The sequence below is a fragment of the Nisaea nitritireducens genome (genome assembly GCF_014904795.1).
GTDB lineage: Bacteria > Pseudomonadota > Alphaproteobacteria > Thalassobaculales > Thalassobaculaceae > Nisaea > Nisaea nitritireducens.
Genome location: NZ_JACZFS010000046.1, coordinates 39,038 through 64,430, shown reverse-complemented (window position 1 = coordinate 64,430; position 25,393 = coordinate 39,038). Strand labels below are relative to the sequence as shown.

Sequence of the window (25,393 nt, the reverse complement as noted above, 5' to 3'; positions counted from 1 at the left end):
CCTAGAGCCCGAACCTGTTCCAGAGCAGCCGCTCCTCGATGGCGGCGATCAGGGAATGGGCGAGTGATGGAGCTTCGCCGGCGGGACCGCTGAAATCGGTCCCGCGCCGCAGCCGCTGCCAGAGCGAGCGCTTGGGCCCGAAGCGGCGGAAACGGACGTCCTCGCCATAGCGTTCCCGCATAACGCCGCGCAGCTCCCCCAGACCGTCGACCAGACCTTTCTCAAGCGCCCGCGTGCCGGTCCAGACAGCCCCGCTGAACAGTTTTTCCTCATCGCCCTTCAATTTCTTGCCACGGCGAAGACGAACCATGTCCTTGAAAGAATCGTAGAGATCCTGCTGCAGGGCATCGAGATGCTCAAGATCAGCCGGTTTCTCCTTCTGGAACGGATCCAGCATGCCCTTTGACGTGCCTTTGGCGTGGACCCGGCGTTCGATGCCGAGCTTCGAGATGGCGTCCTGCATCCCGAAGCCGGCTGTAATCACACCGATGGAGCCGACGATCGAGGACGGATGCGCGATGATCTCGTCCGCACCCTGTGCAATCCAGTATCCGCCGGACGCGCAGAGATCTTCGGTGAAGGCGGTGACCGGCTTGTCGAACTCGCGGGCCAGTGCCTCGATCCGGGTCTTGATCAGATCGGACTGCACCGGAGAGCCGCCGGGCGAGTTGATTGAAAGTGCCACCGCCGTCGTCCGGCGTGACTCGAACGCTGCCCGCAGCGGCTCTTCCATCCGGTCGATTGACAGCCCCTGCCGGAAGGAGGAACTCCCGCCAATGGGGCCATGCAGGTTTACCACGGCAACTTGCGGGTCTTTCGGGCCAAACGGGTTCAGCCGCGACCAGATTGGGCGGGACATGGATGTTCTCCTCTAATGCCGCTCGCCAAGCGTCAGCTCCGCCCCGTCCAGGGCAGCAGCAACCGGCGGTGTATAGCTGCCATCCATATTGTGCAGCACGATCCCGGATGAAAGGGAAAGCGGCGTCCGCACCCCTTTACGGGCCATGACGATCACGCGTTTCGCGTCCCGGCCGGACTTTGGGTAGAGCGGGTGCACTTCAATCCCGCCGAAGCGCTTCTGCATCGGCCCCAGCATATCGGCCAGCCGGTCGGCCCGGTGTATCATGGCGAGCCTGCCCTTGTGACGAAGGGCCAGGTAGGCGGCCTCGACCCACTCGGCCAGCGGCACCTCGCCCTCGACATGGGCCGCCGCCTTCAGCGTGCTTTCCGGCAGATCCGCGCGCTCCGCCTCAAGATAGGGTGGATTGGTCACGACAAGATCGAACACGCCTTCGTCGAAGTGAGGCGGCCGCGCCTCGACCCGTCCAAGAAGCGGTGAGAAACTGTCCGCCACCCCGTTGAGGGCGGCATTGCGTTCGGCTAGATCGCGCATTTCCGGCGCCTGCTCGATACCTGTCACGGTAAGATCGGGCACCCGTGCCAGCAGGCACAGGGAAATCGCTCCGGCACCGCACCCGAGATCAAGCACACGGTCACCGTCCTGCGCCGGGGCGGATGCCGCCAGCAAAACGGGATCGACCGCAGCACGGTATCCATCGACCGGCTGAAAAAACTGCACGCGTCCGCCGAGCAGGCTGTCCTCGGTCACGGCCACTGGCACATCAATCCTCGCCGAGCTGCTCACCGAAATCCTCCAACACCCGTTTTGCCCGGGCGAAATCCTCGTCCCGCACGGCCAGGCGGCGCGGAATCGCGTTCGCGCTACCCTCGAGCACACTCATGTGACTGTCCAGCACCAGCGGCTCCACTCCCGCATCACGCAGCAGTGCACTCAGAAAAGAGAGCCGGACAATGTCAGTCGTGCGCAGCAATTCCTTCATGGACGTTCCCTGGAGCAAAATGTGTCCAGCGGGCATCGACCCGCCACATATTCCCGTGTGCGTCACCGGGAAGCGGGCGCAAGACTTGACCGCCTGAAAACCGGACCTATGCTCGCTGCGCGAATGTGAGGCGTCAAGCGACACGGAGTTTGCCTTGGGCGTGGTTGTGGATTTTGAGGATAGCGGGAAGCGCAAAGCCTCAATCAATGGTCTGACGGACCTGGTCAAGGCTGACCTGGAACGGGTCAACCAGACCATCATCGAACATATGCAGAGCCCGGTGGCATTGATCCCGCAGCTCGCAGGACATCTGATCGCCGCCGGTGGCAAACGGCTACGGCCGATGCTCACACTCGGTGCGGCGGCTCTCTGCGATTACAAGGGCGACCGGCATATCCGTCTAGCGGCCTGCGTGGAGTTCATCCACACAGCCACCCTCCTGCATGACGACGTGGTCGACGAAAGCGATCTGCGGCGCGGTCAGGAATCGGCGAACGCGGTCTGGGGCAATCAGGCCAGCGTGCTGGTCGGCGACTTCCTGTTCAGCCGTTCCTTCCAGCTGATGACCGCCGACGGCTCGATCGAGGTGCTGCGGATTCTGTCCGAGGCGTCCGCCGTGATCGCCGAGGGCGAGGTGCAGCAGCTGATCACTACGAACGACACCGAGACGGACGAAAGCGCCTATCTCGAAGTCATCCGGGGCAAGACAGCGAAACTGTTCGCCGCAGCCGCCGAGATCGGCGCCGTGGTTGCCGAACGCCCGAAAGCGGAACAGCAGGCGCTGGAAAGCTACGGCATGAACCTCGGCATCGCCTTCCAGCTGGTCGACGATGTGCTGGATTACTCGGCCCAGCAGGAAAAGCTCGGCAAAACGGTCGGGGACGATTTCCTCGAAGGCAAGATCACCCTGCCGGTGATTCTCGCCTTCCGACGCGGAGACGACGAGGAGCGCGCTTTCTGGCGCCGCACTCTGGAAGAGCTGGATCAGCAGGACGGCGATCTGGCCAGGGCCCAGGAGCTGATGGCAAAGCACAACACGCTGACCGACAGCCTCGACCGGGCGCGCCACTATGCATCCATCGCCCGCGATGCCCTTGGCCTGTTCGAAGATGGCCCCGCCAAGGACGCCCTTGTCGACGTGGTCGATTTCTGTGTCGAGCGGGCCTACTGAAACGGGCCGCTGAGAAAACATGCGCACAAGTGTAAAACAGCGCTTGATGCACTCGGGAGGCCACGCTATATAGCGGCCTCTCCTCGGTCGGGGAGTAGCTCAGCCTGGTAGAGTACTGCCTTCGGGAGGCAGGGGCCGGAGGTTCGAATCCTCTCTCCCCGACCATTTAAACCTCACTGCCTCTCCCCAATTTTCTGATCTGACTGACGTGGCCAGGGCTAGCGTTTAATGCGCTCGTCCATAATCGCCCCGCATGAAGTCCGTCTTCAGCCCAGCAAATCCAATCGCCCCTGGAGCCATATCAGGGACGGATAGGCAGCCGCCCATACCCAGACGAACCTGTTGAATCCAAACATGATGAAATTGGCGACGTGGAACGCCATGGCGAGCACCAGTCCGGCCGCAAGTGCCTCCGGTGACAGCATTGCCAGTGGAAACAGCAATTCCAGCAGGATGACGGCCCACGACATTACCCAGAGCAAGCGCGGCTGTGTGGCCCATTCTCTGGTCGCTTCGCTGACCGGATAGACGGAAAATTCAAAGACATCCCGCAGCGCCTGCCCGCTTCGCCAGTCCCGGTAGATGACCTTGGCCCAGCCGGACTTGAAGTAGGAAAACACCACCTGAAGCGCCAGGTATCCGAAGACATATTCCTGCCATTGCGCGTTCGGCATCAGGTGTACGGCGCAGAGGCATGTGATCAACAGCACGCTCAACAGATCGCTGCCGCCGTTATACGGCCCCTGAAAGCGTCTCAGAATGAACAGCGCGTTGATAAACAGGGCAACGCAGACCCATTGCGGCTGGATGCCGATAAGCAGCAACACGCTCAGCACCAGGCGCACGAAATAATGCACCCGCTCGTCTCGCAGCCCGAAGACGTGCTCCAGGCTCTGCTGGATGAGAGCGATCGACAGCAGGATTTCCGTCAGGCGGATGGCGAGTTCCAGGCTCATCGGTCGAGCGGATCGACAGTTTGATATGGCGGTGAGACGAAGGCGATGTCCCGTCTCAGACGGTCATCGTCACGGCTGACAAATACCATCCTGAAGCGGAAAAACGCAGGCATGGCCTCGCCATCGCCCTCGCCCACATCACGCAATAGATCGCCCCGCAGGCGCCGCCGGATCTCACGGCTGGCATGCTCCTCCTGTCCCTGAATGAACCGCTCGGCGCAATTCGTCAGGTAGAGCGTTTCGTTCCATCGCGCGTTCCAGAAAAAACCCGTCAGCCTGTCCCGAAACCCGAGCCGCGCCGGCCTCGGGCGGCATTCCCGCCAAATTGCGGAATCGTCTTCGGGGTTATCGAGCAGGCAAAGCTCAACGCGCGGGGACGGTCCGATCACGTCAAAGAAACGCCATGACGGAAACAGAGCGGGCAAAAGCAGTTTCAGTAATTTCAGAATAGCCAAAACCTCAGCCCGCTCCTGAAGCGCTTAGTGACACAGGTCGTACGCACATGCGTATTGCAAGTATCGACCAGATCGAGCGAAACAGGCTACCGCCAACTTACCGCTTTCGACCTAGCGCTTTCGGGTCGAGGATTTTTTATCCACGACATAGAATTTCGGCGGAACAGGCGGTGTCGTCGGCGCCGGAGGCTCGCTGAGGGCCTTGCCCATAATCGTATTGATCGCGGTGACAGGTGCCTCGATCAGGCCGCGATCACCGGTATCGACCAGAAATTCCAGAATATCCGGTGCAAGCGGTGCCGCCTGCTCGGGTTTCATATCAAAACGCACCAGCTGTTCGGCAATATCTTCGGCTGTCAGTCCAAGATACCCGTCGGCCCCGGCCTCTATCCCGGCTTCAGATCCTTCCGGAAGCCGCAGACCAATGACGCGCCCCGCCACCGGGCGCATCTCTGCATCGTGCATAGTCACACCGCTCAGGATTCCGGCCAGCACGACGCCCGGCGCCGGCGGTAGTGCGTAGGTAAAGGTGAGCACCATTTCCTGATCGCGGCTGACAAGTTGGGTGGTCAGGTTGCGGCCGATCCGCTGTGCCGGGCCGTTCAGCTTCAGCCTGCCCCAGGGCAGATTCTCGATATAGCTTATGAAAAGGCCACCGTCCGGCCCGCGCGAGATGTCCGTCACCCCGGTGATCAGGCATCCGGGCCGGTGCGGCGACCAGGCCCGCGAAAGCGTCAGATACCTGCCGACAAGATACCCGGGAAGCGGATAGGTCGGGTGCGCCTCGTCACGTTCCACCGGCGCCGCTATATTGTTGCGATCCGAGGCGGCGTCCGGCGCGGGTATATCCGCCAACAGGTCACCGTAACGCCCAAGAAGCAGGCGGTAGAAATCTTCAAAAGGGCAGGTGCGCAGCTCGTCGCCGCTGATGCCCAGATCGATCAGGCGGGCGAGATCTTCATAGACTGAATGGTTACGCGGGCTGGAGCGGCCCTGAACCCACTTGTACGCCCTGACCGGATCGTATCCTGTCTCCGGGCTAACGGATTTCAGCTTGGCGTAGAACTCCTTCTGGGTCTCGCATCCGGTGACCAGCAAAATCAGCCGGAGCTTGTCGGCGAAACTCTGAGTCACACCTTTCATCCGGTCGGAGCCTTTCAATCCAGAAACCCTTTGGAAAAATTGGAAATCAGAGGCACGCGCCTCACCCCTTATATATAGTGAACCAGCGCGATAAAATGAAGCCGCATTGTAGCATGATCATTACTAGACAGTGATAATCCCCACTATTTCCCAGAGTATTATCAATAAAAGACAATAATTAACGTGTATTTTCTTTTGATGTTTCATTCAGATTAAATACAACGAAAAATTGATAGATTGTCATTATTGGTAATTCCAAAAATTCCAAACCACTTCCAACACCTCCCGATATAGCTTGGTGGCGGCACCGTTATCTGCAGTTAGGTGTTGGCGCGGCAGGTGCGGATGTGGGATCGGCTCTACGCGGCAGTGCCAGAAGACATGGCAGAGACGGTGTCAAATTTCCATTTTCCGCTTTTCAGAAAAACGGATCCCGCAGGCCCACCTGCCCGCCACTGGCACGCCAAGGCCATGACGAGCGGCTTGGCGCCCAAGCGGCGCGCGCTAGCAATCCTCGACGCGGCGGCGCCGTAGCCCGGCCAGCTACGGCGGGAGTCGATCCGGACAAGCTTCCCGCCTATCAACACCTGCTCTAGAGCACCTGCACTGGCGAGCGCCGCTGTTTTATCGGATCAGCTTGCAGCCGCCGCGAGCAAGGAGATGGAGAAAGTACTTCCCTCACCGGGAACACTGCTCACCTTGATCGACCCGCCATGCTTTTCGACAATCTTCTTGCATTGCGCCAGGCCAATCCCCGACCCGGGCTGGCTGTTGCCACTCTCGAGCCGGGTGAAAAGTTCGAATATTCTCTTCTGATCCGCCTCGGACATGCCGAGGCCATTGTCCTCAATGGTGAAAACGTAGTGCCCGTCCACGTCGTCCCGCCGGCCCGCCACACGGATCAGCGGCGCGACGTCCTGACGGCGGTATTTGATCGCATTCTCGATCAGGTTCTGGAAAAGCCGCAGAAGCTGGATCTCGTTGCCGACGACCGGCGGCAGTTTTTCAACGTCGATACGGGTGCCGGTATCCTTGACGAGCTGAGCCAGGTTCGCCTGGACATCGGTCAGAACGGACGCGGTCGATACCGGTTTGTGTATCTTCTCACCACCGGTTGCCAGCGAATATTCAAGCAGCCCCCCGACCATACCGATCGCCTTGTCGATCGCAATGCCGGCCCGCGTCAGCAGATTAACGTCATCCTTTCCCAGCTCGTCCCTGACAGAGTGCAGCAGGAGAGAGATGTAGCCCTTCGCCGCGCCGAGCGGGTTGTTAAGATCGTGGGAAATGGCATGGGCGAACTGCTGAAGTTCCTCGTTCGACTCCTTGAGCTGGTTGGTCCGCTCACTGACCCGCTCCTCAAGCTGCGAGCGCTCCTCTTCCAAAAGGGAGGTGACATGTTTGAGACGCCTGTTGAGGATGAACATGGCGACAGAGAAACCGGACAGCAGAACGATCAGCGCTATCGTGGAGAGAATTATCCAGCGGTACTGATCCCAGACTGACAGATCAGCGAAGCGGATCTCGGCATTGGGGGGCAACCGACCGGTGGAGATATTCCATTTCTTCAGTTGCCGGTTATCATAGATGGACCGCATGTTGGTCCGGTCGGTCAATACCGGCACCGTGCCATGTATGATCGCGCTGATGTGCTCCGCCGCGACCCGCCCGACCGCTTCGCCGGATAGCAGGCGACCGCCCACGATACCGCTGCCCAACAAGGTGTCCCAAGCGGAAAAGACCGGGGCATTGGCACTGGCTGCAATGCGGCGCACAGCCTCATAGGGAATGAAACGTTCTCCCGCACCGTCCACGAAGACCGGCAGGAAAAAGATCGCGCTATCAGGAGGCAGATCAGCGACCCGTTCCTGGATCTCGGCCATGGACAGGTCCACCAGATATTCGACATCGGCGTCCGGTTCCAGTCGCGCCACCGCGGCCTCCGCCGCGCCGACACGAGTCTTGCCGATTGCCCCCGTCGTGTCCGCCACGACGAAGATGTGGCGCGGATCGGCGACCCGGAGCATCTCGGCGAACGCCTGTTCCACGTTCGCATTGTAATCAACCCGGGAAGCATCGGCGGGAGCCACGGAGCCGGCCCGGAGGTAGAGGCGCGCGGCCCCCGGGAACAGGTCCGGATTAAGGGCGAGAAACCGTCCGGCGGGGAGGCTTTCCGAAATGACCAGATCCAGGGAGGCACCGGAGAACTTTATGTCAAAAAGCTTCCGATGGGCGTCCTCGACCTGCTTCTCCGGGAAGCGTCCCGCGTCAAGATATTCCACGTAGACCTGCGCCTTCAGACCCGCTTCGTGAAGCCCGTCCCGGATCCCTTTCTCAACTGCCGCCTGCCAGGGCTGCTCCGGAAACCAGGAATTCAGGATGAGGATGGACGGTGTTATTGCGCCATCCTCGCCGCGGGACGGAACGGAGTTCACGGCGATAGCGAAGAAAGCCAGAATCGCTGACAACGCGACGAGGCGGACCGAAAGACGGCTCCCTTCGGCGAATTCTCGAGCTGGAACCGTCCGCAGCGGTCGGCGGTCGACCAGGGCGCGGGCTCTTGTCATCGGTCCACTCTCAGATTTCCCCCAAGCAAAGAAGCTTCCAGACTGAGCTTAATGAATGAGTGATTGCCAGATCGTAAACGCAGGAACGAAAACGCAGGAGTCTTTTTGCCAACTATCCGTCGGCCCGCGCTGGCGAAAACGCCATGACGCAAACACAGTGTGCGACGCTGCGACGGTGGTGTGCGCCTGCATCCCCGGCGCTTTAGTACGCTCGACCGCGATCCGCCGGGATCGGAGCGACCATCCAACCCTCACCCGAACCGCGCGAACGCGAACGGCTCCAGCAGCTTCGGCTTCTGCCCCTTCAGCACCCAATCCGCCATCATCTCCGCGACCGCGGGGGCGATGGCCCAGCCGTGGCCGGTCCAGCCGACGGCGTAGAGCACGTTTGCGTTGCCGGGCAGGCTGTCGATGATCGGGATATGGTCGATGCTTTCGGCCTCGAGATGGTTGGTATCGGCAGTCTCGATCTGCATGCCTTCAAGTGACGGGTATGTCGCCACCGCGTCGGCGACATTGAGATCGACTTCTTTCTGGATCGGCGTTCCCGTGCGCGTGGCAGGGTCCCACACACCGGGGCGGCCGCCGGAGATCATCAGACTTCCATCCGGCTCCCGCTTGAGCGAGAGCGTGCGGCTGGCATGGCCGACGAGGTGGCGCACCGGATTGTTTTCCAGCGGTTTGGAGACGGCAACGAGGAAGGTCCGGCTCCAGACCGGTAGGTCGATCCAAGGGGAAACAAGCTCCTTCACACCGGCATTGCAGAACAACAGAACCTTGCCGTCCACCAGGATTTCCTCGCCTTCCGTGGTGAGAATACCGAGCGCTTTTCCGTTCCGCTCCAGCAGCTGTTCCGCCTCGACGCCTTCGCGCAGCACCGCACCCGCTTCCTTCGCAAGGGCGGCATAGGCCAACGTGGTTTTCTCGTGAAAGGCAACGCCGTCATCCGGACAGAACAGGCCTCCGCGGATCGCCGGGGACACATCCGGCTCAAGCTCCCGGACTTCATCCGAAGACAGGACGCGGGACGGAATGCCGAGCCGGGTCTGCAGGGCCGCCCGGGCCTGTGCCGGGGCGATGTCGATCTCCCGCTCGATAAGCTGCAACTGGCCGGTCGTCTCGAAAAGCGGCTCGGTGCCGAGGGTCTCGTGCAGCGTCGGCCAGAGTGCCCGGGCCCGGACCATCAGCGGGATTTCCCTGACATCGCGCCCGTTTGCCCGCACGCCGCGCCTGCCTGGCCCGCCGGAAGCACCGGTGGCGAGCTTTCCGGCCTCGATCAGTTCGACCGCCTCGCCGCTGTTAGCGAGATACCAGGCGACGGCCGCGCCATAGACGCCGCCGCCGACAATGAGATGTTTGGACATGAGCCACTCCAGAACAGGATTGCCCTTCTCCTATAGGCGAAGACGGGCTCTCTGCGAAGCGACACCGGACAAAATGACTTATTCGAATTCCATCTGCGCGAAGACCCGCCCGGCATTCTTGGTCGCCAGTTCTTCGAACGTGTCCAGATGCCTATAGGGAGACTGGTCGACATAGTAAGCATCCGCGAGGGTGCCGCCCTTGTCGAGATGCTCCCGGATCTGCGCCCGGAGATAAACCAGGTAATCCTTCGTGTAACGTCGCACCTGATCCATGTTGGTCGGGTGGCCGTGGCCGGGAATGACATACGTCGCCTTCAGCGGCTCGAAGCCCTCATCCCAGCTTTCCAGCCAGGCCGCCGTGTCGGTTTCCTCGAAAATCGGCAGCATACGCTCGTGAAAGGCCATGTCGCCGGCAATCACCAGACTTTGCCGGGGCAGCCAGACGGAAACGTCCCCCGGAGCATGCGCCGGTCCCAGATTGAGAACCTCTATCGGGAATTCGCCGAACTCGACGACGTAACGCTCGGCGAAGGTCTCGTCGGGCATGACGACCGTGGTCTTCTCTGCCTTCTCCTTCTGCAGGCGGCGGGCCGCCTCCAGGCTGTCGTAGCCCGTCTCCTCGAATTCCTCCGCCGCCTCCTCGCTCGCCACGATTTTCACGCCCAGCGCGTGCCAGTAGCTGTTCCCCAGCATGGCATGGCCCTGGCCGTTTTCATTGACGATGAGGCGAACCGGTTGATCGGTAACCGCCTTGATTTCTTCATGCAGCGCCGCTGCCAGTTGCCAGGACGCGCCGCCATTGACGACGACGACACCGTCGCCGGTTACGATGAAGCTGAGATTGTTGTTGTGGCCGCTATTCTCGTAGGTCGGCGGCGCGGTGGCCCCGATCGCCGAAAACACACCCGGAATGAACTCGACCGGCTTCGAATATAGCACCGATGCGGGGTACTGGTCGGGGATGTCCTGGCTGGCCCGGGCATCCCCGGCGACCCCCCAAGACAGCGCGCATGCTGCCAGAGCGACGCCTTTCACGATCCTGATCATCTAGTGAGGTTCCTCCCGTCACGAATTGTCTTTGGGGCGTTCGGCCCCTTGATTGATTACCCGGACCTCCGGACAAAAAACCCCGGCACGATGCCGTGCCGGGGGTGGAGAAGAAGCAGGTCTATTCCGCCGGAGCCTCGTGCTTCTTGGATCCCAGGATCCGTTCCGGCAGCAGCCAGGCAACGGCGATAAAAGCCGCCCCCATGACCAAGCCGATCAGCTCACCCGAAAGATCGAACAAAGCCGGATAGTTCGTGCCTGCAATGGTGCCGAGGGTTGTCTTGCCGCCGGCGATCTCTGCCAGAAGGCCCATGGACGCGATATCGGCGTAGGTCACCATGTAGGCGAAAGCGCCGAGTAGGCCGCCAAGGGCGAAGACGATGGCGTCATACCGGCCGGAGGCCGCTGCCGCGAGACCGGTGCCGGGGCAGTAACCCGCAACCGCGAAACCAAGCCCGAGCAGCAAACCGCCGACAAAGACGCCGATATAGGCGGTTTTCACCGACAGATGGCCGGGATCGACCAGGCCGGTCAGCAGACCGCCGAAGGCCAGCACCGCGGCGACGCCGATGCCCAGGAGGATGGCCCGCATCAGATGCAGGTTGGTGAGGTTCAGCATCCGGATGATGAAGTTTGGGTTGGTCGCGCCGATCCGGTCAAGCGTGAAGCCGAAAGCGCCGCCGATGACGATGGCAAGAATAATGCTGCTCATCTTAATTCTCCTTCCGGAACAGAATGAGGGCCGTCGGGATTCCAGCCGCGAAGACGCCTCCCGCGAAAATGAAACCGGAGACGGCGGTCTGCATCATTCCGCTCATCATGTGGCCCGATGTGCAGCCACCAGCCAGACGGGCGCCGTAGAGCACGACGAAACCGGCGAGGAAGGTCGCGAGATAGCGCTTCCACGGCTCATCGCCGAAATTTACGCGCCAGACTGCGGGCATCGACTTTTCGGCCTTTTCCACACCACCGCGCAGTCGGGCCGAGAGGGCAGCTCCGGCCATCAGGGCCAGAACAAAGACAAAGCTGTAGTTCAGCGGATTTTCAACCGACTTTGCATAACTCCCGCCACTCTTGGCGAGATAGGCATTGCTGCTGGTGTAACCGCTTTTGGCTTCGGTCGATTCGGTCACAACAGAACTGTCGACAGTGTCCCAAAGGATGCCGTCAAGGATCACAAACTGGGTCGAAACACCGATCGGCTTTACCAGCAGGACCGCTGCAAAAAACACGACCCCAAGCAAAAGTCCGCCCGTTTTCCAGGACAGGGGAGCTTTCATGGCACGACTTCCTTTATCTGTTGTTACGACTAACCATTGCATACGCACCTTAAAAGAAATTGCGCACACTCACTCATCATACATATTCATAATTTTGAATATAACAAACTTTTCTGCCACAACCCAATGAAAACGGACGCTTTGTCGCACCTGGAATATCGGGTGATTGCGCTTATTCGGGGAGAAAGGCGCACGCTTCGCTTGCGTTTTCGGCGTAGAGTGAAAACATAATGAAAAACAGACCATGGGAGGAATCGCCATGATGCGACGCGTGGTCCCGGACGTTGTTTCCAACCAGGACCTCCTGACCCTGCCAAAGACCGCCACGGTCGAGCAGGCCGCGATGTGCATGGCAGAGCGTCATGTTCGCTCTGTTCTGGTGGTCGATTCAGACAAGTTGGTTGGTGTCTTTACCGGTACCGACCTCATCGAACGGGTGATCGCTGTCGGGAAAGGACCACAGGCAACTGTTCTTGCCGAGGTCATGAGCACCAGCCTCGAGACCATCGCACCGGACCGGCCCGCAATCGAAGCGCTTCGGATGATGCAGGAAGGCGGCTTCCGCCATCTTCCCGTCGTTCAGAACAGCAAGCTCGTTGCCGTTCTCTCCCGGCGCGACTTCATCCGCGAGGAAGAAGACGAGATCGATCTGGAAGAAAAGCTCTGGGAAGAAATGTAGAGATCGGGCGCATCGCGACGTAAAAGCCCGGATGCCTGACCGGCCGCCAAGCCACCTCCCCCGTGCCTTTTTCACACTGCGGATTTCACCATCCCTCCGGTCTGGACGGAGTGGTGCAATGGCGTACACACTCTCGCCCAAAATCAGGGAGCGAGAGAGATGGCAGATACAAAGAATCCGACAGAGGCGCATGGTTTCGCCCGGGGCCTGACCAATTACGGCGATTTCGATTTCTCTCTCTATCTGCGCCGCTCATTCGCCGCCTCCATGGGCTATCTGCCGGAAACCATGGAAAAACCGATTGTCGGCATCGCCTATACCGGCTCTGGCTTCAACAACTGCCACCGTCATTTCCCGGAGCTGCTGGAAGCGGTGAAGCGCGGCGTGCTGATGGCCGGCGCCCTGCCCATCGACTTCCCGACCATCTCCCTTGGCGAGGTCTACCTCAACCCGACCAGCCTGAAATTCCGCAACCTGATGAGCATGGATACCGAGGAGATGATCCGTGCCCAGCCGATGGATGCGGTGGTGCTGATGGGCGGCTGCGACAAGACCGTGCCGGCCCAGTTGATGGGCGCGGTCTCCGCCGACCTGCCGACCATTCAGCTCATCGGCGGGCCAATGATGACCTCCCGCTACACGACCGCGGCCGGGGACGAGGAACGGCTCGGCGCCTGCACCGACTGCCGCCGGTTCTGGGCGCAATATCGTGCCGGTAGAGTGGACGACGTGGAGATCAGGGACATCGAGCGCCGTCTGGCGACCACCGCCGGCAGCTGCGCCGTGATGGGCACCGCCTCGACCATGGCCTGCATCGCCGAAGCCCTCGGCATGGCTCTGCCCGGCACCGCCGCCATTCCCGCTGTCCATGCCGACCGGCTGCGTGCGGCCGAAGCAACCGGCGCCGCGGCCGTGCGGATGATCGGGCGGCCAATCAAACCGACCGAGATCGTCACCCGCAAATCCGTCGAGAACGCGCTGCGCGTCCTGCTCGCCCTTGGCGGCTCGACCAACGCCGTCATCCATCTCGCCGCCATCGCCGGGCGGGCAGGCATCGATATCCCGCTCGACTGGTTCAACGAGCTTTCGGAAACAACGCCGGTGCTGGTGAACCTGAAGCCCGTCGGCAGTCATTACATGGAAGACCTGTTCGCCGCGGGCGGCCTTGGCGCAGTCCTTCGTGAGCTGAAACCGCTGCTCAATCTCGACTGCATGACCGTGACCGGTGAGACTCTGGGCGAACGGCTCGCGGCTGAGAGCGGCCCGGTGAACCGGGACGTGGTGTCTCCAGCCAGCGATCCGCTGGAGCCCAAGGGCGGATTGGTCGCCCTGTTTGGCAGCCTGGCACCCGGCGGCGCCATCCTGAAGCGCTCCGCCGCCGACCCGGCCTTGCTGGAGAAGGAAGGCCGCGCCGTCGTCTTCAACTCGCTGGAAGACCTGTCGGCCCGGATCGACGATCCCGATCTCGATGTCACTGCGGACGATATACTCGTGTTGCAAAATGCCGGTCCGCGCAGCCCGTCCGGCATGCCGGAGGCCGGTTACCTGCCGATCCCGAAGAAACTCTCTTCGAAAGGCGTGAAGGACATGGTGCGGATTTCAGACGCGCGCATGTCCGGGACCGCCTTCGGAACCATCGTGCTGCATGTCACACCGGAAGCCGCGATCGGCGGTCCGCTCGCCCTGGTGAGGAACGGCGACAGGATCGCATTGTCGGTGAAGGAGAAACGCCTGGACCTGCTGGTGGACGAAGATGAACTAAACCGTCGGCGTGCGGATCTGGTAACCACAGAGCGCGATCCCCAAACCTTGCGCGGATATGACCGGCTCTATGCCGAGCAAGTTCTCCAAGCCGACCAAGGCTGTGATTTCAGCATGTTGCAGTCAATGGTGAAGATCTCAAAATAACTAGGGCATAGACTGTTGCGACACCATTGCGAACACGCTATGGTACTCACATCACTGGCACGGGTGACATCGCGATGGATCAAAATACTCCGCCGAACTGGAATTTTTTCGGCACCGTAGAACGCCTGATCAAAGCGACAGAAGCGCTTATAGACGAGCGGCCGGAAAAAACCGGCGATGATCAGGATCTGGTGCGGAATATGGTCATGCGCCTGACGGTGATCATGGAAGATTCCGCCGGCTATCTGGCACAGGAAGAACAGGGACGCCGTACCCTGCTTGAAAACCGGCTGAACTCGATCCGCTCGAGGCTTTCACCTGACCACATGATCCGGCCGGAGGCTGGGCGGGAACGAAATACTACAGGCCATAACGTTCGGCAGTTGGGCCGCGTTACCCACTAGCCCCCCTTTCCGACGCTTGACGGGAAGCGACGGAAAGGCGGAAACGGGGTGTTTCTGGATATTACTCCGCAGCCATCAAGATACCATTGAAGCTGTCGACAGTCGTCCGCATGCTGTGACCGGGCGCGGTTTCGAGAAACTGGGTGCGCATCCGCACTTCTTCCCGCATTTCTTCTCCCGTGATCCAGACCAGAGCAAGCGGTACCTCTCCCTCGGCGAAAGGGAAAGCATGCGGCTCCGCCATCTGCGAATGACGATAGCCGTAGAGACGGGGGGCCAACTGGGCCGCCGTAATCTTCGGCAGCGTGTTACCCACTGTCGCAGCGGCACCAGCCTCAATCGCATACGTATAAGCAACCGTCGTAATATACCAGCTGATGCTATTGCCGCGGTCATAGCTGTGCAATCCGCCGCGTGAGCAGATGTTCCCGCTCAACTGGACCTTACCGCGCAAGCCGGACTGATGGTGGCGCCAGTTATGCTCCTCAGGCCGGTCGTAGAAAAAGCGGCCTTCCTCGAAATCGTCCATAAAGTCATCCGTCTCGAAGAAACGGAAGGCAATCGTGCAGGCCAGCTCGCCCGTCTCCTTGCGAATAGAGACGTAGCGGCTCGCAGACTGATCGAGGTTTTCCGGCATGAATTGCGGATTTACGAATTCGGAGTGCCGGCGGATTTCATCGCACCAGAATTCCATGTCCGTTCCGCTTTCCAGCGTGTATCCGAAATTTTCGAGGTAGCTTGAAAAGACCCGCCGGCAACGCGGTACCAGAGCCGAAGATGAGTAATCCATAATTGATAACCCCGCCTTGAATTCAACGGCATTGCCAATTTCCCAGCGCCGCCGATCACATGCACACGGCGTTCTGCCGCCAGCCAAATAATGGACCCGCAGTTTCAACTGCAAGTTCCCCAACCTGAACAGCGGAATACAGTTTTACCCTTTGCCGTCGCGAAGGAACATCCGCCTGAGTGCAATTATACACGACTTGGATGTAAATCAGACGCAGATTCGTTTACGGTTTATTCATAAAATTGAACAACCTTTATTTAGGAACAACTCTCGCGGGCTTACTCGTTCGATTTCTCGTCCGAATCAGGTCTCAGTACCGCCGTTGACCGCAATCATCTGACTGCAGACGAAACCACCTTCATCGCTGCACAACATGGAGACCATGGCTGCGATCTCGCTTGCCTCTCCCAGCCGCCCAACCGGGATGCGCGATAGCTGGGACCGGATATGTTCGGCATGTTCTGAATCCGTCTCTTCGGGCCGTATGGGGCCGGGCGAGATCACGTTCGTGGTAATTCCTGCCGGGGCGAATTCCTTGCCCAACGCCTTTGTCAGGCCCCAGACCCCGTGTTTGGCCGCCGACACCGGCGCGCGACCGGCATAGCCGTGAATAGCGTTCATTCCCGCCATATTCACGATGCGGCCCCAGCCCGCGTCCACCATCCCGGGCAGAAAGGCGCGGGCGAGATAGAAGGCACCGTTTAAATCAACGGAAATGACCTGGTCCCAGTCGTCGTCCGACATTTCCAGCAGCTTTTTCTGGGGCCGGATCGCGGCATTGTTCACAAGAACGTCGACCCGTCCGAACTTCTCAAGAGCCTCGCTGGCCATCGCGCGTACATCGGCGCTGCTGCCGACATTGCCCATGACGACCATGGCATCAACGCCGGCATCCCTGACTTCGGCCGCAACACGCTCGCAAGCGTCGCGGTCGCGGCTCCCGTTCACGATGATATTGAAGCCGTCCCGCGCCAGGCGGAGCGCGATGGCCCGCCCAATATTCCGCGCAGAGCCACTGATGAATGCCGTTTTATTTGCCGATGCCACGAAAGCCGTCCTCCGATTTTTGACGGAAGGATAGCGGCTAAAACCCAGAGGTAAAAGGCGGGAATATTAACGGCGGCAGCGCGGCGGCTGATCGTAGATCGACAAATTCGCGCAATCGCGCTCAAAAAAACCGGCCATGTATTCGAACGGATTTTTGTCGGCATACGCTTCCGTGCCAATCCATGTTGCACCTGCTGCACCGCCAACAACTGCTGCAGCACAGCCAGAAAGACCAACAAGGATGGCCAAAAGGCCAAATAATCTGGTGTATGGACGCATTTTGCCTCCTAACTCGCAACGCTTTTGTCGCAAATGCTATCTAATGGATAATATCAGAACTTCTCACGCAGCGCCAGAAGCCAGCGGCATACTTCTTGCTCCATTCTCATTATATCCGGAACAAGGTATACCGGGTTACGCGAACGATAGCCGCAAACAGCATTCGGACGGACGATAATGGGTATTAGTTGGACCAGCGCAGACTATCCGAGACTTACCGATCCAAACTTCATCGATGCAATCGGTCAGATCGTCCATGCGCGCCAGGCGGACGGCTACGGTTTTTCCATCGCGCTGATGGGCTATCAGGCACTGTTCTTCGACCCCGCATTCGAGGAACTGGTTAAACAGGAGACCAGCATCGATGGACTGCAAACCGTCATTCACGAAATCCGGCGAGGTTCCTTCATCAAGCCCGGCGCGGACGGCTGGGAAATCAGTTTTCGGGCCGACATCCTGATCCGCAACGAGCTTGATCCGGCAACCAACAAGCCTCTCGGCGAGATCGACTATGCTTCCGATCTCGAATACCGCGACCAGGTCCTCTATGCGGAGGATGAAAAGGGTATCGAGAACTTCAAAGCCTGGTGTCGCGAATCTGGTCTGGAAACCTGACCAGAGCTTCTCTTAGTCGCTGAACAGTTTGTCGAACGGGATCGAGTACACCAGAAGCACCGATTCCGTTCCCGGGTTCTGCTCGTCCAGCCCTGCGTTCGAGATGTGATGGAAGGTCAGGCCAAGACGGGAACGGTCATCGAACCGGTAGGAAAGTTCCACCCCGGATCGAAATTCAACAGCGTGGCCAAGATCCTTGCCGTCTCCGTTGCCGTAAAGACCGACTGCGAAATTCGGCGTCAGAACCCAGCGATCATCGAAGAAAATATCGAACCCGACCCCGCCATAGCCATAAGTCCCGCCCTCGGCAGTCGCCATCAACCCGACGAACGGTGAGAAATGCCAGAGCTTGTTCGCTTCCGAGAAACGGTACTCGAGACGCCCTTCCGCGGTCGTCTCGCTATCGTTCACATCATAGATGCCCGCACCGACGGAAAGGAATGCCGGCTCCTCCGCCCGCGCGACGTTTTCCATCGCGATAAAGGCTGCAATCGCCGCAATCGCGAAGCTCAAATATTGACGCACAGTGATCCCCCCCACTTGGAACGCGGGCATGATAACCGGCCCTGCGCGCGCATCAAGTCTCGATAAATCTCCGCAAGCGATCCATCGCCGCGACAAGCCCCCTGGCGATACCGGGCTCCATGGCCGAATGCCCGGCGTCCGTCACCACCTCAAGGATCGAACCGGGCCATGCGGACGCGAGTGTTACCGCCGTTTCGACCGGGCAAATCACGTCATACCGCCCTTGAATTATAGTGGCGGGTAAATGCGCGATGCGGTCAATACGGTCGAGTAATTGACCCGACTCGAGGAAAACCCGGTTCACGAAATAATGAGCCTCGAGGCGCGCCAGGGAAAGCGCGCGTGCCGGATCGTCCTGCCCGACAGCAGGCAACGGTAGTAGCGTCGAACATGCTCCCTCATAGCTGGCCCAGACTTCCGCCGCCGGCAGATGAACGGCGGGATCCGTATCGATCAAGCGACGGTGATAGGCGTGCAGCAGGTTGCTCCGTTCGCTCTCCGGCAGGAATTGCTCAAACCGACGAGCCGCTTCCGGAAAGAACTTGCCCATGCCATGCATGAACCAGTCGAGTTCAGCATCCGAGCCCAGAAAAATGCCCCGCAAGATGAAGCCGAGGCAGCGTTCCGGGTGTGCCTCGCCATAAGCCAGCGCAAGGGTGCTGCCCCAGGACCCGCCGAACACAATCCAGCGCTCCACCCCGAGCATCCCCCGAAAGCGCTCGATATCCGCGACAAGATCCTGCGTTGTGTTGCCCGTCAGCTCCGCCAGGGGTGTCGACCGCCCGGTCCCCCGCTGATCGAACAACAGGACGTTGAAATGCTCCGGATCGAAAAACCTTCGATGCGCCTCCGAAATTCCGGATCCGGGGCCTCCATGCAGGAACACCACCGGAATGCCTTCCGGATTACCCACCTGCTCCCAATAAAGCCGGTGCGGCGCGTCGACTGTCAGATAACCGCTGCGGCGGGCGTCAACCCGAGGGAAAAGAACTCGATCCGACACGTCAACTCCCGCAGGTTAAAATACAACAAGACTCAGGCATCATTATCCCCACCGGCAAATGTCCGCGCGGGAAAGCAGCTTGCCTGAATTTGTCTGTTTGGCGAGTGAATCGACACAGTCGAGATCACGTAGGAAGAAACATTCACCGAAAACCTACATCACCGACGAAGAAACAATCAATCGAACCAATTGGTCGCCGGCATGCCTGCATCCCCTTCTTGCTCTTGAGCCCTACTTGCTCTTGAGGCAGTGCGGTGGGCGTGATCGGATAGGCCATGAACATTTGCCGCCCCCTGATACGCTCCCTCGCGCTTTTTGTTGGCCTACTTTTCTGCGGCACCAATACCGCGCAGGCCATCGAATGGCCGCAAACCGCGCCAGCCGCGACAATCAAGAACCAGACTGTGACAGAAACTGTCGACGGCGACACAGTGGAGCTGGCCTCCGGCAAAGAGGTCCGCCTCGTCGGTATACAGGCACCGAAACTGCCCCTCGGCCGAGCAGGCTTCAAAACCTGGCCACTCGCCGGAGAATCCCGTTCCGCTCTACAGACGCTGATCGGAAGCCATACCGTCTCGCTTCATTTCGTCGGGCGACGGGAAGATCGTTACCGGCGTTATCTCGCCCACCTCACATTGCCCGATGGCACCTGGATCCAGGGAGAATTGTTGGCCAAGGGCATGGCGCGGGTCTACAGCTTCAAGGACAACCGGAAACTGATCGGCGAAATGCTTGCGCTCGAACGGACCGCCCGGCAGAACCGGCGCGGCATCTGGGCCTTGCCCTACTATCGCATCCGCAATCCGGCCGAGACCTGGGACGATATCGACAGCTTCCAGATCGTCGAGGGACGGGTGGTCGACGCCGCCCGGGTCCGCAATGTGGTCTATCTTAATTTCGGCCCGGACTGGCGGACCGACTTCACCTTCCGGATTGATCGCCGCGCGCTCCGGCTGTTCGAACGCGCCGGTATTGATCCACTGTCATTTTCCGGGAGAGCGATCCGTGGGCGCGGCTGGATCAAGCCACAAAACGGCCCGCTAATTGAAATCACGCACCCGGAACAACTTGAACTCCTCGGCGAATAGGTAAAGATGACGACCACGGGAACCGTGATCTGACCGACCGATGGAGAGCCTTTTGCTTAACTCGATCTGGCCGATGCATGCCACATCTCGGCGCAGCCTGGCTGCCGCCATACTGCTTGCTGTCGCAACTGCCGCGCCGCTCCTTAGCGGCTGCAGCACCAATCCGGCAACCGGAGAGCAGAGCTTCACGGCCTTCATGTCTCCGGAACAGGAACGGCAGGTTGGGCGCGAACAGGACCCCCTGATCAAACAGGAGTTCGGTGGCGCCTATGACGATGCGGAGCTGGCAGCCTATGTCACCCGGATCGGCAATAAACTCGCCGCCACATCCGAGATGCCGGATCTCGACTTCAGATTCACGGTGCTCAACACACCCGACGTCAATGCCTTCGCCTTGCCGGGCGGTTATGTCTATATCACGCGCGGCCTGGTCGCCCTGGCGGAGAACGAGGCCGAGCTGGCCGGCGTGATCGCGCATGAAATCGGCCATGTCACAGCCCGCCACAGCGCAGAGCGCTACAGCCGAGGCACGGTAATCGGACTTGGGGCCGCTATCCTTGGCGTCCTGTCGGAAAACCAGGCAATAGCCGACCTCGCCAATCTGGGATCTCAGCTCTATCTGAAAAGCTACTCTCGGGATCAGGAATTCCAGGCAGATACCCTCGGAATACGCTATCTCAGCCGTGCCGGATACGAGACAGGTGCAATGGCAAGTTTCCTTAAAAAACTGGGTAGCGCCAGCCGGCTTCAGGCGGAAATCGCCGGCGGAAACCACGACCCCGATGCTGTCGACCTCATGGCGACGCACCCCCGGACAGTCGACCGCGTTCAAAAGGCCCTCGTCGCGGCCAGCGTACGGCCGGTATCCAACCCCATAGTCGGCCGTGACCCGTTCCTGGACAAAGTCGATGGCGTTCTCTTCGGAAGCGATCCGAAAGAAGGGATGATTCGTGACCGGGTCTTCCTGCACAAAGACCTCAATTTCCGGTTCGAAGTGCCGCCGAACTTCCGAATCTACAATCAGCCGGACCGGGTCCTGGCCGCAGACCAGAACGGCGCCCGGTTCATCTTTGACGCAGCACCGAAAGCTTCCGGACAGATCCCGGCACGCTATATCCGGGATAGCTGGGCAAAAGGCCATGCGGTGCGAGATCTTGAAAGCATCACGATCAACGGCATGAACGCGGCCACCGGCTGGCTGGCGATTACAGCCAACAACCGCACGACCTACATGCTACGGCTGGTGGCCATCCGGTATAACGCAGACACGCTCTACCGGATGCAGTTTCTCATCCCGAGCTGGAATGCAGATGCCCTGAACGAGGGCATGCGGCGAACGACTTACAGCTTCCGCAGGCTTTCCGCGGACGAACAAGCAGATATCCGTCCCTACCGTGTAAAAGTGATGCGCTTTGATGGAACGGTCTCGGAACAATCGCTCGCAGGGAGCATCCCGTTCCCGGGATATGAACTCCGATACTTCAGAGTGATCAACGGCCTTGAAAACGGTCAACAACCGCCGTCCGGATCACGTGTGAAGACAATTCGCCCGGATTAACGGCTGTATTACACCTCGGAATAGAGGTCAGAGCTGCGGTCCACATTACGGCTGATATGCTGCTTCAGCTTGAGCAGTGCGCGATGCTCAAGCTGCCGCACGCGCTCCTTGCTGACCCCGAGCACAACGCCGAGTTCTTCAAGCGTTGCTCCGTCATCGACAAGCCGGCGGCGCTCAATAATGGTCTGCTCGCGCGGGCTCAATTCAGAGAGCGCTTCCTTCAGCCATTTCGAACGCGTCTCCGCATCCCGCATCCCGGTGACAATGGTTTCGGGGGTCGGACGCTCGTCCGACAACATCTCCATCCACTCATCCTCGCCCTTTTCCCCGATCGTGGCGTTCAGGGACTGGTCAGCGCCGGACATGCGCTGCTCCATCGCCTCGACATCCTTCAGCGGCACGCCAAGTTCGGTGGCAATGCGTTCGCGCTGCTCCTCAGGCGATAGGGTTTCGGAAGCCTGCTGGATTTTCGCGCGCAGACGCCGCAGGTTGAAGAAGAGGGATTTCTGGGCGGCCGTGGTCCCGGTCCGCACGATGGACCAGTTCCGCAATACGTAGTCCTGAATGGCCGAACGTATCCACCAATTTGCATAGGTCGAGAAGCGGATCTCGCGCTCCGGCTCGAACCGGGCGGCCGCCTGCATCAGACCGACATTGCCTTCCTGGATCAGATCCCCAATCGGCAAACCATAATTGCGGTAGCGTGAAGCAGAACTGACCACCAGCCTTGTGTAGGAACGGACAAGGAGATGCAGGGATTTCTCGCAGCTGTCTTCGCGCCAGGCTCTCGCAAGCTCGAATTCGACCTCTCGCTCAAGCAGCGGCTCGTTCATACTCGACTTGATATAAGAGACGTTGGCGCGCCGGGTTTCGGGATCGTCGATATGTGCCATGGCTCCACCTCCAGACCGCACCATTGTGTCTTCTCACAAACGGATACGCTCCCTCATGGAAATCGGATCACTTCGGCCCGGTCTTGGCGACTCCTATCGAATCACAAAACCGAGAGCCTACCAGATATGGAGGTTATTCAAGCTTCGACCCTATGCGCTGATCTGATCGACAATATGGCCGGCAGCATCGAGGCAGACAGCATTCAACGGTCCGCCAAATCCTGCACCGCCATCGATGCTCAGCGCCATCTCATGCTCGACGATGCCCTCCCGAGCCGGGTCGTACCCGCGGACCAGTCTTGTGAAGTCCCGGTAGCCGGACGCGGCGATCTCAGCAAAGTCCTGGCTGTTCCACCAGAACCCGTCTTCCTGTTCGGTCAGGTCTCTTGACGGGTCCAGCCCGGCACTGACGAACAGAAGTGCACCGTCATCCGTATAAGCGGCCCGTCGAAACCCGGTCATGAAATCATGATGCCCCGCATGGCCACGGATGGCCTGCCGCAGCGTCCCCGTCCACCGGCTGACGGCGAGCAACCCCTCCATGATGGCGGCGCGGGCGTCGGCCGCACGACCGCCATAAGCGGCAAGGGTTGTGTCCGCACCGCGCTCCAGCATCCAGTCCAGGATTTCCTGGCAATCACCGGCAAACTGGAGCTGAAGCATCTTGCGCCACATCTCTTCCTGGCGCCCGCGCAGATAGACGATATCTTCGAGATGCGTATAAGGCGGCTGGGCCAGTAAAATGCGCCTGAACCGCAGCAGTTCGTCAACCGTCTCCAGAACGGCTTGGCCATGCCCGTAATAATTTCCGAGATAGACGAAACGGTCACCCGCCTCATAGCGGTCGGTCAGCCCATTGTGCAGGGCAGCAAGTCGTTCCACATCGCCGTGAATCGAGGCGATGGCCCAGATTCTCCGGCATTTGCGCAATATCGCGAAGCGCTTGTCCGTTTCAGGCGGAAGGCTGATGGTTTGGGTCACGTTTTGTGCCGCATCTGACATTGCTGATGTGCTCCCACTCTCAGATAGCAATTTCAGCGTCAGCCGCCAACGCTTGTGGTTGACCTCAGGTTTCGCGGAAAACGAAACAGGCGGTACCGGAGGTACCGCCTGCAATCATGAAACAATGGTATTTCAGTAGCCGGTCAGGCCGCTGCCATGATTTTTTCGAGCCGGTCCGTGGCCGCGTCTTCGTCGATTTTTTCAATCGCTGCGAACTCACGGGCAAGACGATCAAGCGCTGCCTGATACATCTGGCGTTCGCTGTAGGACTGATCGGCCTGTCCGGTGTTGCGGCGCAGGTCGCGCACGACTTCGGCGATGGATACCGGATCGCCGGAATTGATTTTCGCTTCATATTCTTGTGCGCGGCGGGACCACATGGTGCGGCGCACACGTGCACGGCCTTTCAGCTTCGTCAGCGCAACATCCATCTGCTTGCGCGTGCTGAGCCGGCGCAGACCGGAATCGTTGGCTTTTCCGACAGGGATACGCAGCGTCATGCGATCCTGCTCAAAGGTGATCACCAGAAGATCGAGCTCAGTACCCGCGATCTGCTGAGACTCGGTGCCAATGATCTTCCCGACACCGTGAGTCGGATAGACCACAAAATCCCCAGCCTTGAACTCCACTTTTTTTGTCATTCGTTTGGTCTCTCTCACTTGTCAGGACCATGTGAAACGCGTTAAAGCGCAAGGAACCGTCGGCACCGCTCGATCGCGGACTTCAGCCCGTCTTAGCGTATACCGCTCGGAATGGTCCGAAACCCTCTCGGAAACGGCGGCGAGGCGAGACGTTTTGCCTCACCGAATTGATAGACCTTATCACAAATCCGACAAAAGTGGGAGTCTGCGGGCGCATGGCCTGCCTTCGTTTGACGCATGGCTTACCGTTTTGTGACGGTCAGCCTCAGTCTCCCTTGCCCGGAGCAGGCGAAAAAAACTTCTCGAACTTGCCCTGGACCTGCTGCAAATCGTCAGCTCCAGGCATGGCGTCGATCTTCCGGGTGATGTTCGGCCATTCCTCGGAGTATTTCCGATTCATCTCCAGCCAGGCCTCAGCTTCCGGTTCCGTGTCCGGGAGAATCGCCTCAGCCGGGCATTCAGGCTCGCACACACCGCAATCGATGCACTCGTCCGGATGAATGACGAGCATGTTTTCGCCTTCATAGAAGCAGTCAACCGGACAGACTTCGACGCAGTCGGTGTATTTGCACTTAATGCACAGGTCGTTGACGATATACGTCATCGGCAGGCTCCGGGTCCGGCTTCACTCGATGGCTTCGTTAATGAAAAAACCTCTACTCGGCAAGTCCGAGTTTCTGCATGACACGCTTGCGCGCAGCGCCACTCTCCTGATCCGTCACGTAAATCAGGCCCGTGACCCGACGCATCAGGCTCGCTTCGTAATCATGCAACACGCCATCGGCGTAGGCGACTTCCCACAGCATCTCCATAAGCTCGACGCGCTGATCGTGATCGAATTCATCGCGGATAATCTTGGTAAAACTGTAGAAATCGATGCTGCTTTCCAGGTCTTTCACCGCCTCATTGACCTTCTGCGCCGCCTCATCCGCCGAACAGGCAAAACGGGCAGCGAGCAGCGCTTCAATGGCATGACGTTCATCCGCACCGAAGTCGCCATCAAGCGTTGCCGCCTTCACCAGCAGCGCGGCAACGGCATCTTCGGATTCGTCGACCTTTGAGGCTTCGATTGACCCGCCGGAACGAACCGCATCGAAGAACACTTTGAGGGAGCCGAGCATGGCATTTCCCGGAGTT

28 protein-coding genes and 1 tRNA gene are annotated in these 25,393 nt (G+C 59.6%); 8 read left to right on the top strand and 21 right to left on the bottom strand.

Annotated elements, in window-relative coordinates; all coding sequences use genetic code 11:
- Position 1 precedes the first annotated feature (1 nt).
- Genes IG629_RS15565 through IG629_RS15555 form a run of 3 tightly spaced genes read right to left on the bottom strand, consistent with a single transcriptional unit; the run spans position 2 to position 1,841 of the window.
- Positions 2-859 carry a S49 family peptidase gene (locus IG629_RS15565; RefSeq protein WP_193172855.1) on the bottom strand — a complete coding sequence of 286 codons (858 nt, stop codon included), beginning with the start codon at positions 857-859 and terminating at the stop codon, positions 2-4.
- Between the two features lie 12 nt (positions 860-871).
- Positions 872-1,645, bottom strand: a complete 774-nt coding sequence (locus IG629_RS15560; RefSeq protein WP_319025103.1) for a tRNA1(Val) (adenine(37)-N6)-methyltransferase — start codon at positions 1,643-1,645, stop codon at positions 872-874.
- Positions 1,623-1,841, bottom strand: a complete 219-nt coding sequence (locus tag IG629_RS15555) for a putative signal transducing protein (protein WP_193172854.1) — start codon at positions 1,839-1,841, stop codon at positions 1,623-1,625. The genes IG629_RS15560 and IG629_RS15555 overlap by 23 nt, the downstream gene beginning before the upstream one ends.
- A 154-nt stretch (positions 1,842-1,995) precedes the next feature.
- Between IG629_RS15555 and IG629_RS15550 the strand changes: the two genes are divergently transcribed.
- Both IG629_RS15550 and IG629_RS15545 read left to right on the top strand, forming a co-directional pair.
- Complete coding sequence (locus IG629_RS15550) at positions 1,996-3,012, top strand: polyprenyl synthetase family protein (RefSeq protein ID WP_193172853.1); 1,017 nt, start codon at positions 1,996-1,998, stop codon at positions 3,010-3,012.
- An 88-nt stretch (positions 3,013-3,100) separates the two neighbouring features.
- Positions 3,101-3,177: transfer RNA gene (locus IG629_RS15545), tRNA-Pro, on the top strand.
- 101 nt (positions 3,178-3,278) lie between these two features.
- Here IG629_RS15545 and IG629_RS15540 read toward each other — a convergent pair.
- The 8 genes from IG629_RS15540 to IG629_RS15505 all read right to left on the bottom strand — a co-directional run bounded on the left by IG629_RS15540 (position 3,279) and on the right by IG629_RS15505 (position 11,824).
- The gene (locus IG629_RS15540; RefSeq protein WP_193172852.1) at positions 3,279-3,968 is read right to left on the bottom strand and encodes an HTTM domain-containing protein; all 690 of its coding nucleotides are present in this window, start codon (positions 3,966-3,968) and stop codon (positions 3,279-3,281) included.
- Positions 3,965-4,423 carry a hypothetical protein gene (locus IG629_RS15535; RefSeq protein ID WP_193172851.1) on the bottom strand — a complete coding sequence of 153 codons (459 nt, stop codon included), beginning with the start codon at positions 4,421-4,423 and terminating at the stop codon, positions 3,965-3,967. Before IG629_RS15535 ends, IG629_RS15540 begins: the two co-directional genes overlap by 4 nt.
- Before the next feature lie 111 nt (positions 4,424-4,534).
- Complete coding sequence (locus IG629_RS15530) at positions 4,535-5,557, bottom strand: hypothetical protein (protein ID WP_193172850.1); 1,023 nt, start codon at positions 5,555-5,557, stop codon at positions 4,535-4,537.
- Between the two features lie 641 nt (positions 5,558-6,198).
- Positions 6,199-8,133, bottom strand: coding sequence for a sensor histidine kinase (locus IG629_RS15525; protein WP_193172849.1), 1,935 nt, complete (start codon positions 8,131-8,133; stop codon positions 6,199-6,201).
- A gap of 251 nt (positions 8,134-8,384) precedes the next feature.
- Positions 8,385-9,497, bottom strand: coding sequence for an NAD(P)/FAD-dependent oxidoreductase (locus IG629_RS15520; protein WP_193172848.1), 1,113 nt, complete (start codon positions 9,495-9,497; stop codon positions 8,385-8,387).
- A 78-nt stretch (positions 9,498-9,575) separates the two neighbouring features.
- Positions 9,576-10,544, bottom strand: coding sequence for an MBL fold metallo-hydrolase (locus IG629_RS15515; protein ID WP_193172847.1), 969 nt, complete (start codon positions 10,542-10,544; stop codon positions 9,576-9,578).
- A 121-nt stretch (positions 10,545-10,665) separates the two neighbouring features.
- Positions 10,666-11,256, bottom strand: coding sequence for a YeeE/YedE thiosulfate transporter family protein (locus IG629_RS15510; protein ID WP_193172846.1), 591 nt, complete (start codon positions 11,254-11,256; stop codon positions 10,666-10,668).
- 1 nt (position 11,257) lies between these two features.
- A complete protein-coding gene (locus IG629_RS15505; RefSeq protein WP_193172845.1) occupies positions 11,258-11,824 on the bottom strand; it encodes a YeeE/YedE thiosulfate transporter family protein in 567 nt (188 codons plus the stop codon).
- A gap of 259 nt (positions 11,825-12,083) precedes the next feature.
- On the opposite strand from IG629_RS15505, the gene IG629_RS15500 reads away from it, so the two are divergent.
- The 3 genes from IG629_RS15500 to IG629_RS15490 all read left to right on the top strand — a co-directional run bounded on the left by IG629_RS15500 (position 12,084) and on the right by IG629_RS15490 (position 14,815).
- A complete protein-coding gene (locus IG629_RS15500; protein ID WP_193172844.1) occupies positions 12,084-12,503 on the top strand; it encodes a CBS domain-containing protein in 420 nt (139 codons plus the stop codon).
- A gap of 159 nt (positions 12,504-12,662) precedes the next feature.
- On the top strand, positions 12,663-14,411 hold the full coding sequence (locus tag IG629_RS15495) for a dihydroxy-acid dehydratase (RefSeq protein WP_193172843.1): 1,749 nt from the start codon (positions 12,663-12,665) through the stop codon (positions 14,409-14,411).
- A gap of 74 nt (positions 14,412-14,485) precedes the next feature.
- Positions 14,486-14,815, top strand: a complete 330-nt coding sequence (locus IG629_RS15490; protein ID WP_193172842.1) for a hypothetical protein — start codon at positions 14,486-14,488, stop codon at positions 14,813-14,815.
- A gap of 61 nt (positions 14,816-14,876) precedes the next feature.
- On the opposite strand, the gene IG629_RS15485 is transcribed toward IG629_RS15490, so the two are convergent.
- From IG629_RS15485 to IG629_RS15475, 3 genes are all read right to left on the bottom strand, one after another.
- Positions 14,877-15,605 (bottom strand): hypothetical protein, encoded by a 729-nt coding sequence (locus IG629_RS15485; protein WP_193172841.1) that lies wholly within the window; start codon positions 15,603-15,605, stop codon positions 14,877-14,879.
- Between the two features lie 303 nt (positions 15,606-15,908).
- Positions 15,909-16,652 (bottom strand): SDR family NAD(P)-dependent oxidoreductase, encoded by a 744-nt coding sequence (locus IG629_RS15480; protein WP_193172840.1) that lies wholly within the window; start codon positions 16,650-16,652, stop codon positions 15,909-15,911.
- Between the two features lie 66 nt (positions 16,653-16,718).
- Entirely contained in the window at positions 16,719-16,931 is a 213-nt protein-coding gene (locus IG629_RS15475; RefSeq protein WP_193172839.1) for a hypothetical protein, read from the bottom strand.
- A gap of 177 nt (positions 16,932-17,108) precedes the next feature.
- On the opposite strand from IG629_RS15475, the gene IG629_RS15470 reads away from it, so the two are divergent.
- The gene (locus IG629_RS15470) at positions 17,109-17,546 is read left to right on the top strand and encodes a hypothetical protein (RefSeq protein ID WP_193172838.1); all 438 of its coding nucleotides are present in this window, start codon (positions 17,109-17,111) and stop codon (positions 17,544-17,546) included.
- A 12-nt stretch (positions 17,547-17,558) separates the two neighbouring features.
- Here IG629_RS15470 and IG629_RS15465 read toward each other — a convergent pair whose 3' ends face one another.
- Positions 17,559-18,071: an acyloxyacyl hydrolase gene (locus IG629_RS15465; protein ID WP_319025102.1), complete on the bottom strand. Its 513-nt coding sequence runs from the start codon at positions 18,069-18,071 to the stop codon at positions 17,559-17,561.
- Positions 18,072-18,123: 52 nt separating this feature from the next.
- Positions 18,124-19,074, bottom strand: a complete 951-nt coding sequence (pip, locus tag IG629_RS15460) for a prolyl aminopeptidase (protein WP_193172837.1) — start codon at positions 19,072-19,074, stop codon at positions 18,124-18,126.
- A 275-nt stretch (positions 19,075-19,349) separates the two neighbouring features.
- On the opposite strand from pip, the gene IG629_RS15455 reads away from it, so the two are divergent.
- Both IG629_RS15455 and IG629_RS15450 read left to right on the top strand, forming a co-directional pair.
- A complete protein-coding gene (locus tag IG629_RS15455) occupies positions 19,350-20,162 on the top strand; it encodes a thermonuclease family protein (RefSeq protein WP_193172836.1) in 813 nt (270 codons plus the stop codon).
- A 73-nt stretch (positions 20,163-20,235) separates the two neighbouring features.
- A complete protein-coding gene (locus IG629_RS15450; protein WP_193172835.1) occupies positions 20,236-21,720 on the top strand; it encodes a M48 family metalloprotease in 1,485 nt (494 codons plus the stop codon).
- An 8-nt stretch (positions 21,721-21,728) separates the two neighbouring features.
- Here IG629_RS15450 and IG629_RS15445 read toward each other — a convergent pair whose 3' ends face one another.
- From IG629_RS15445 to IG629_RS15425, 5 genes are all read right to left on the bottom strand, one after another.
- Positions 21,729-22,613 carry an RNA polymerase factor sigma-32 gene (locus IG629_RS15445; protein WP_193172834.1) on the bottom strand — a complete coding sequence of 295 codons (885 nt, stop codon included), beginning with the start codon at positions 22,611-22,613 and terminating at the stop codon, positions 21,729-21,731.
- Positions 22,614-22,763: 150 nt separating this feature from the next.
- Complete coding sequence (locus tag IG629_RS15440) at positions 22,764-23,615, bottom strand: hypothetical protein (RefSeq protein ID WP_226886803.1); 852 nt, start codon at positions 23,613-23,615, stop codon at positions 22,764-22,766.
- A gap of 143 nt (positions 23,616-23,758) precedes the next feature.
- Entirely contained in the window at positions 23,759-24,256 is a 498-nt protein-coding gene (locus tag IG629_RS15435; protein ID WP_028467251.1) for a CarD family transcriptional regulator, read from the bottom strand.
- A 265-nt stretch (positions 24,257-24,521) separates the two neighbouring features.
- Positions 24,522-24,860 carry a ferredoxin FdxA gene (gene fdxA, locus IG629_RS15430; RefSeq protein ID WP_193172833.1) on the bottom strand — a complete coding sequence of 113 codons (339 nt, stop codon included), beginning with the start codon at positions 24,858-24,860 and terminating at the stop codon, positions 24,522-24,524.
- Positions 24,861-24,912: 52 nt separating this feature from the next.
- Positions 24,913-25,377 carry a tellurite resistance TerB family protein gene (locus tag IG629_RS15425; RefSeq protein WP_193172832.1) on the bottom strand — a complete coding sequence of 155 codons (465 nt, stop codon included), beginning with the start codon at positions 25,375-25,377 and terminating at the stop codon, positions 24,913-24,915.
- Positions 25,378-25,393: the final 16 nt, after the last annotated feature.

Coding starts and splice junctions, on each gene's coding strand:
- IG629_RS15540 (WP_193172852.1), bottom strand. CDS start 3,968: ATGAGCCTGGAACTCGCCATCCGCCTGACGGAAATCCTGCTGTCGATC.
- IG629_RS15425 (WP_193172832.1), bottom strand. CDS start 25,377: ATGCTCGGCTCCCTCAAAGTGTTCTTCGATGCGGTTCGTTCCGGCGGG.
- IG629_RS15445 (WP_193172834.1), bottom strand. CDS start 22,613: ATGGCACATATCGACGATCCCGAAACCCGGCGCGCCAACGTCTCTTAT.
- IG629_RS15565 (WP_193172855.1), bottom strand. CDS start 859: ATGTCCCGCCCAATCTGGTCGCGGCTGAACCCGTTTGGCCCGAAAGAC.
- IG629_RS15500 (WP_193172844.1), top strand. CDS start 12,084: ATGATGCGACGCGTGGTCCCGGACGTTGTTTCCAACCAGGACCTCCTG.
- IG629_RS15485 (WP_193172841.1), bottom strand. CDS start 15,605: ATGGATTACTCATCTTCGGCTCTGGTACCGCGTTGCCGGCGGGTCTTT.
- IG629_RS15505 (WP_193172845.1), bottom strand. CDS start 11,824: ATGAAAGCTCCCCTGTCCTGGAAAACGGGCGGACTTTTGCTTGGGGTC.
- IG629_RS15435 (WP_028467251.1), bottom strand. CDS start 24,256: ATGACAAAAAAAGTGGAGTTCAAGGCTGGGGATTTTGTGGTCTATCCG.
- IG629_RS15520 (WP_193172848.1), bottom strand. CDS start 9,497: ATGTCCAAACATCTCATTGTCGGCGGCGGCGTCTATGGCGCGGCCGTC.
- IG629_RS15450 (WP_193172835.1), top strand. CDS start 20,236: ATGCATGCCACATCTCGGCGCAGCCTGGCTGCCGCCATACTGCTTGCT.
- IG629_RS15510 (WP_193172846.1), bottom strand. CDS start 11,256: ATGAGCAGCATTATTCTTGCCATCGTCATCGGCGGCGCTTTCGGCTTC.
- IG629_RS15525 (WP_193172849.1), bottom strand. CDS start 8,133: ATGACAAGAGCCCGCGCCCTGGTCGACCGCCGACCGCTGCGGACGGTT.
- IG629_RS15515 (WP_193172847.1), bottom strand. CDS start 10,544: ATGATCAGGATCGTGAAAGGCGTCGCTCTGGCAGCATGCGCGCTGTCT.
- IG629_RS15440 (WP_226886803.1), bottom strand. CDS start 23,615: ATGTCAGATGCGGCACAAAACGTGACCCAAACCATCAGCCTTCCGCCT.
- IG629_RS15455 (WP_193172836.1), top strand. CDS start 19,350: ATGAACATTTGCCGCCCCCTGATACGCTCCCTCGCGCTTTTTGTTGGC.
- IG629_RS15475 (WP_193172839.1), bottom strand. CDS start 16,931: ATGCGTCCATACACCAGATTATTTGGCCTTTTGGCCATCCTTGTTGGT.
- IG629_RS15555 (WP_193172854.1), bottom strand. CDS start 1,841: ATGAAGGAATTGCTGCGCACGACTGACATTGTCCGGCTCTCTTTTCTG.
- IG629_RS15495 (WP_193172843.1), top strand. CDS start 12,663: ATGGCAGATACAAAGAATCCGACAGAGGCGCATGGTTTCGCCCGGGGC.
- IG629_RS15490 (WP_193172842.1), top strand. CDS start 14,486: ATGGATCAAAATACTCCGCCGAACTGGAATTTTTTCGGCACCGTAGAA.
- fdxA (WP_193172833.1), bottom strand. CDS start 24,860: ATGACGTATATCGTCAACGACCTGTGCATTAAGTGCAAATACACCGAC.
- IG629_RS15470 (WP_193172838.1), top strand. CDS start 17,109: ATGGGTATTAGTTGGACCAGCGCAGACTATCCGAGACTTACCGATCCA.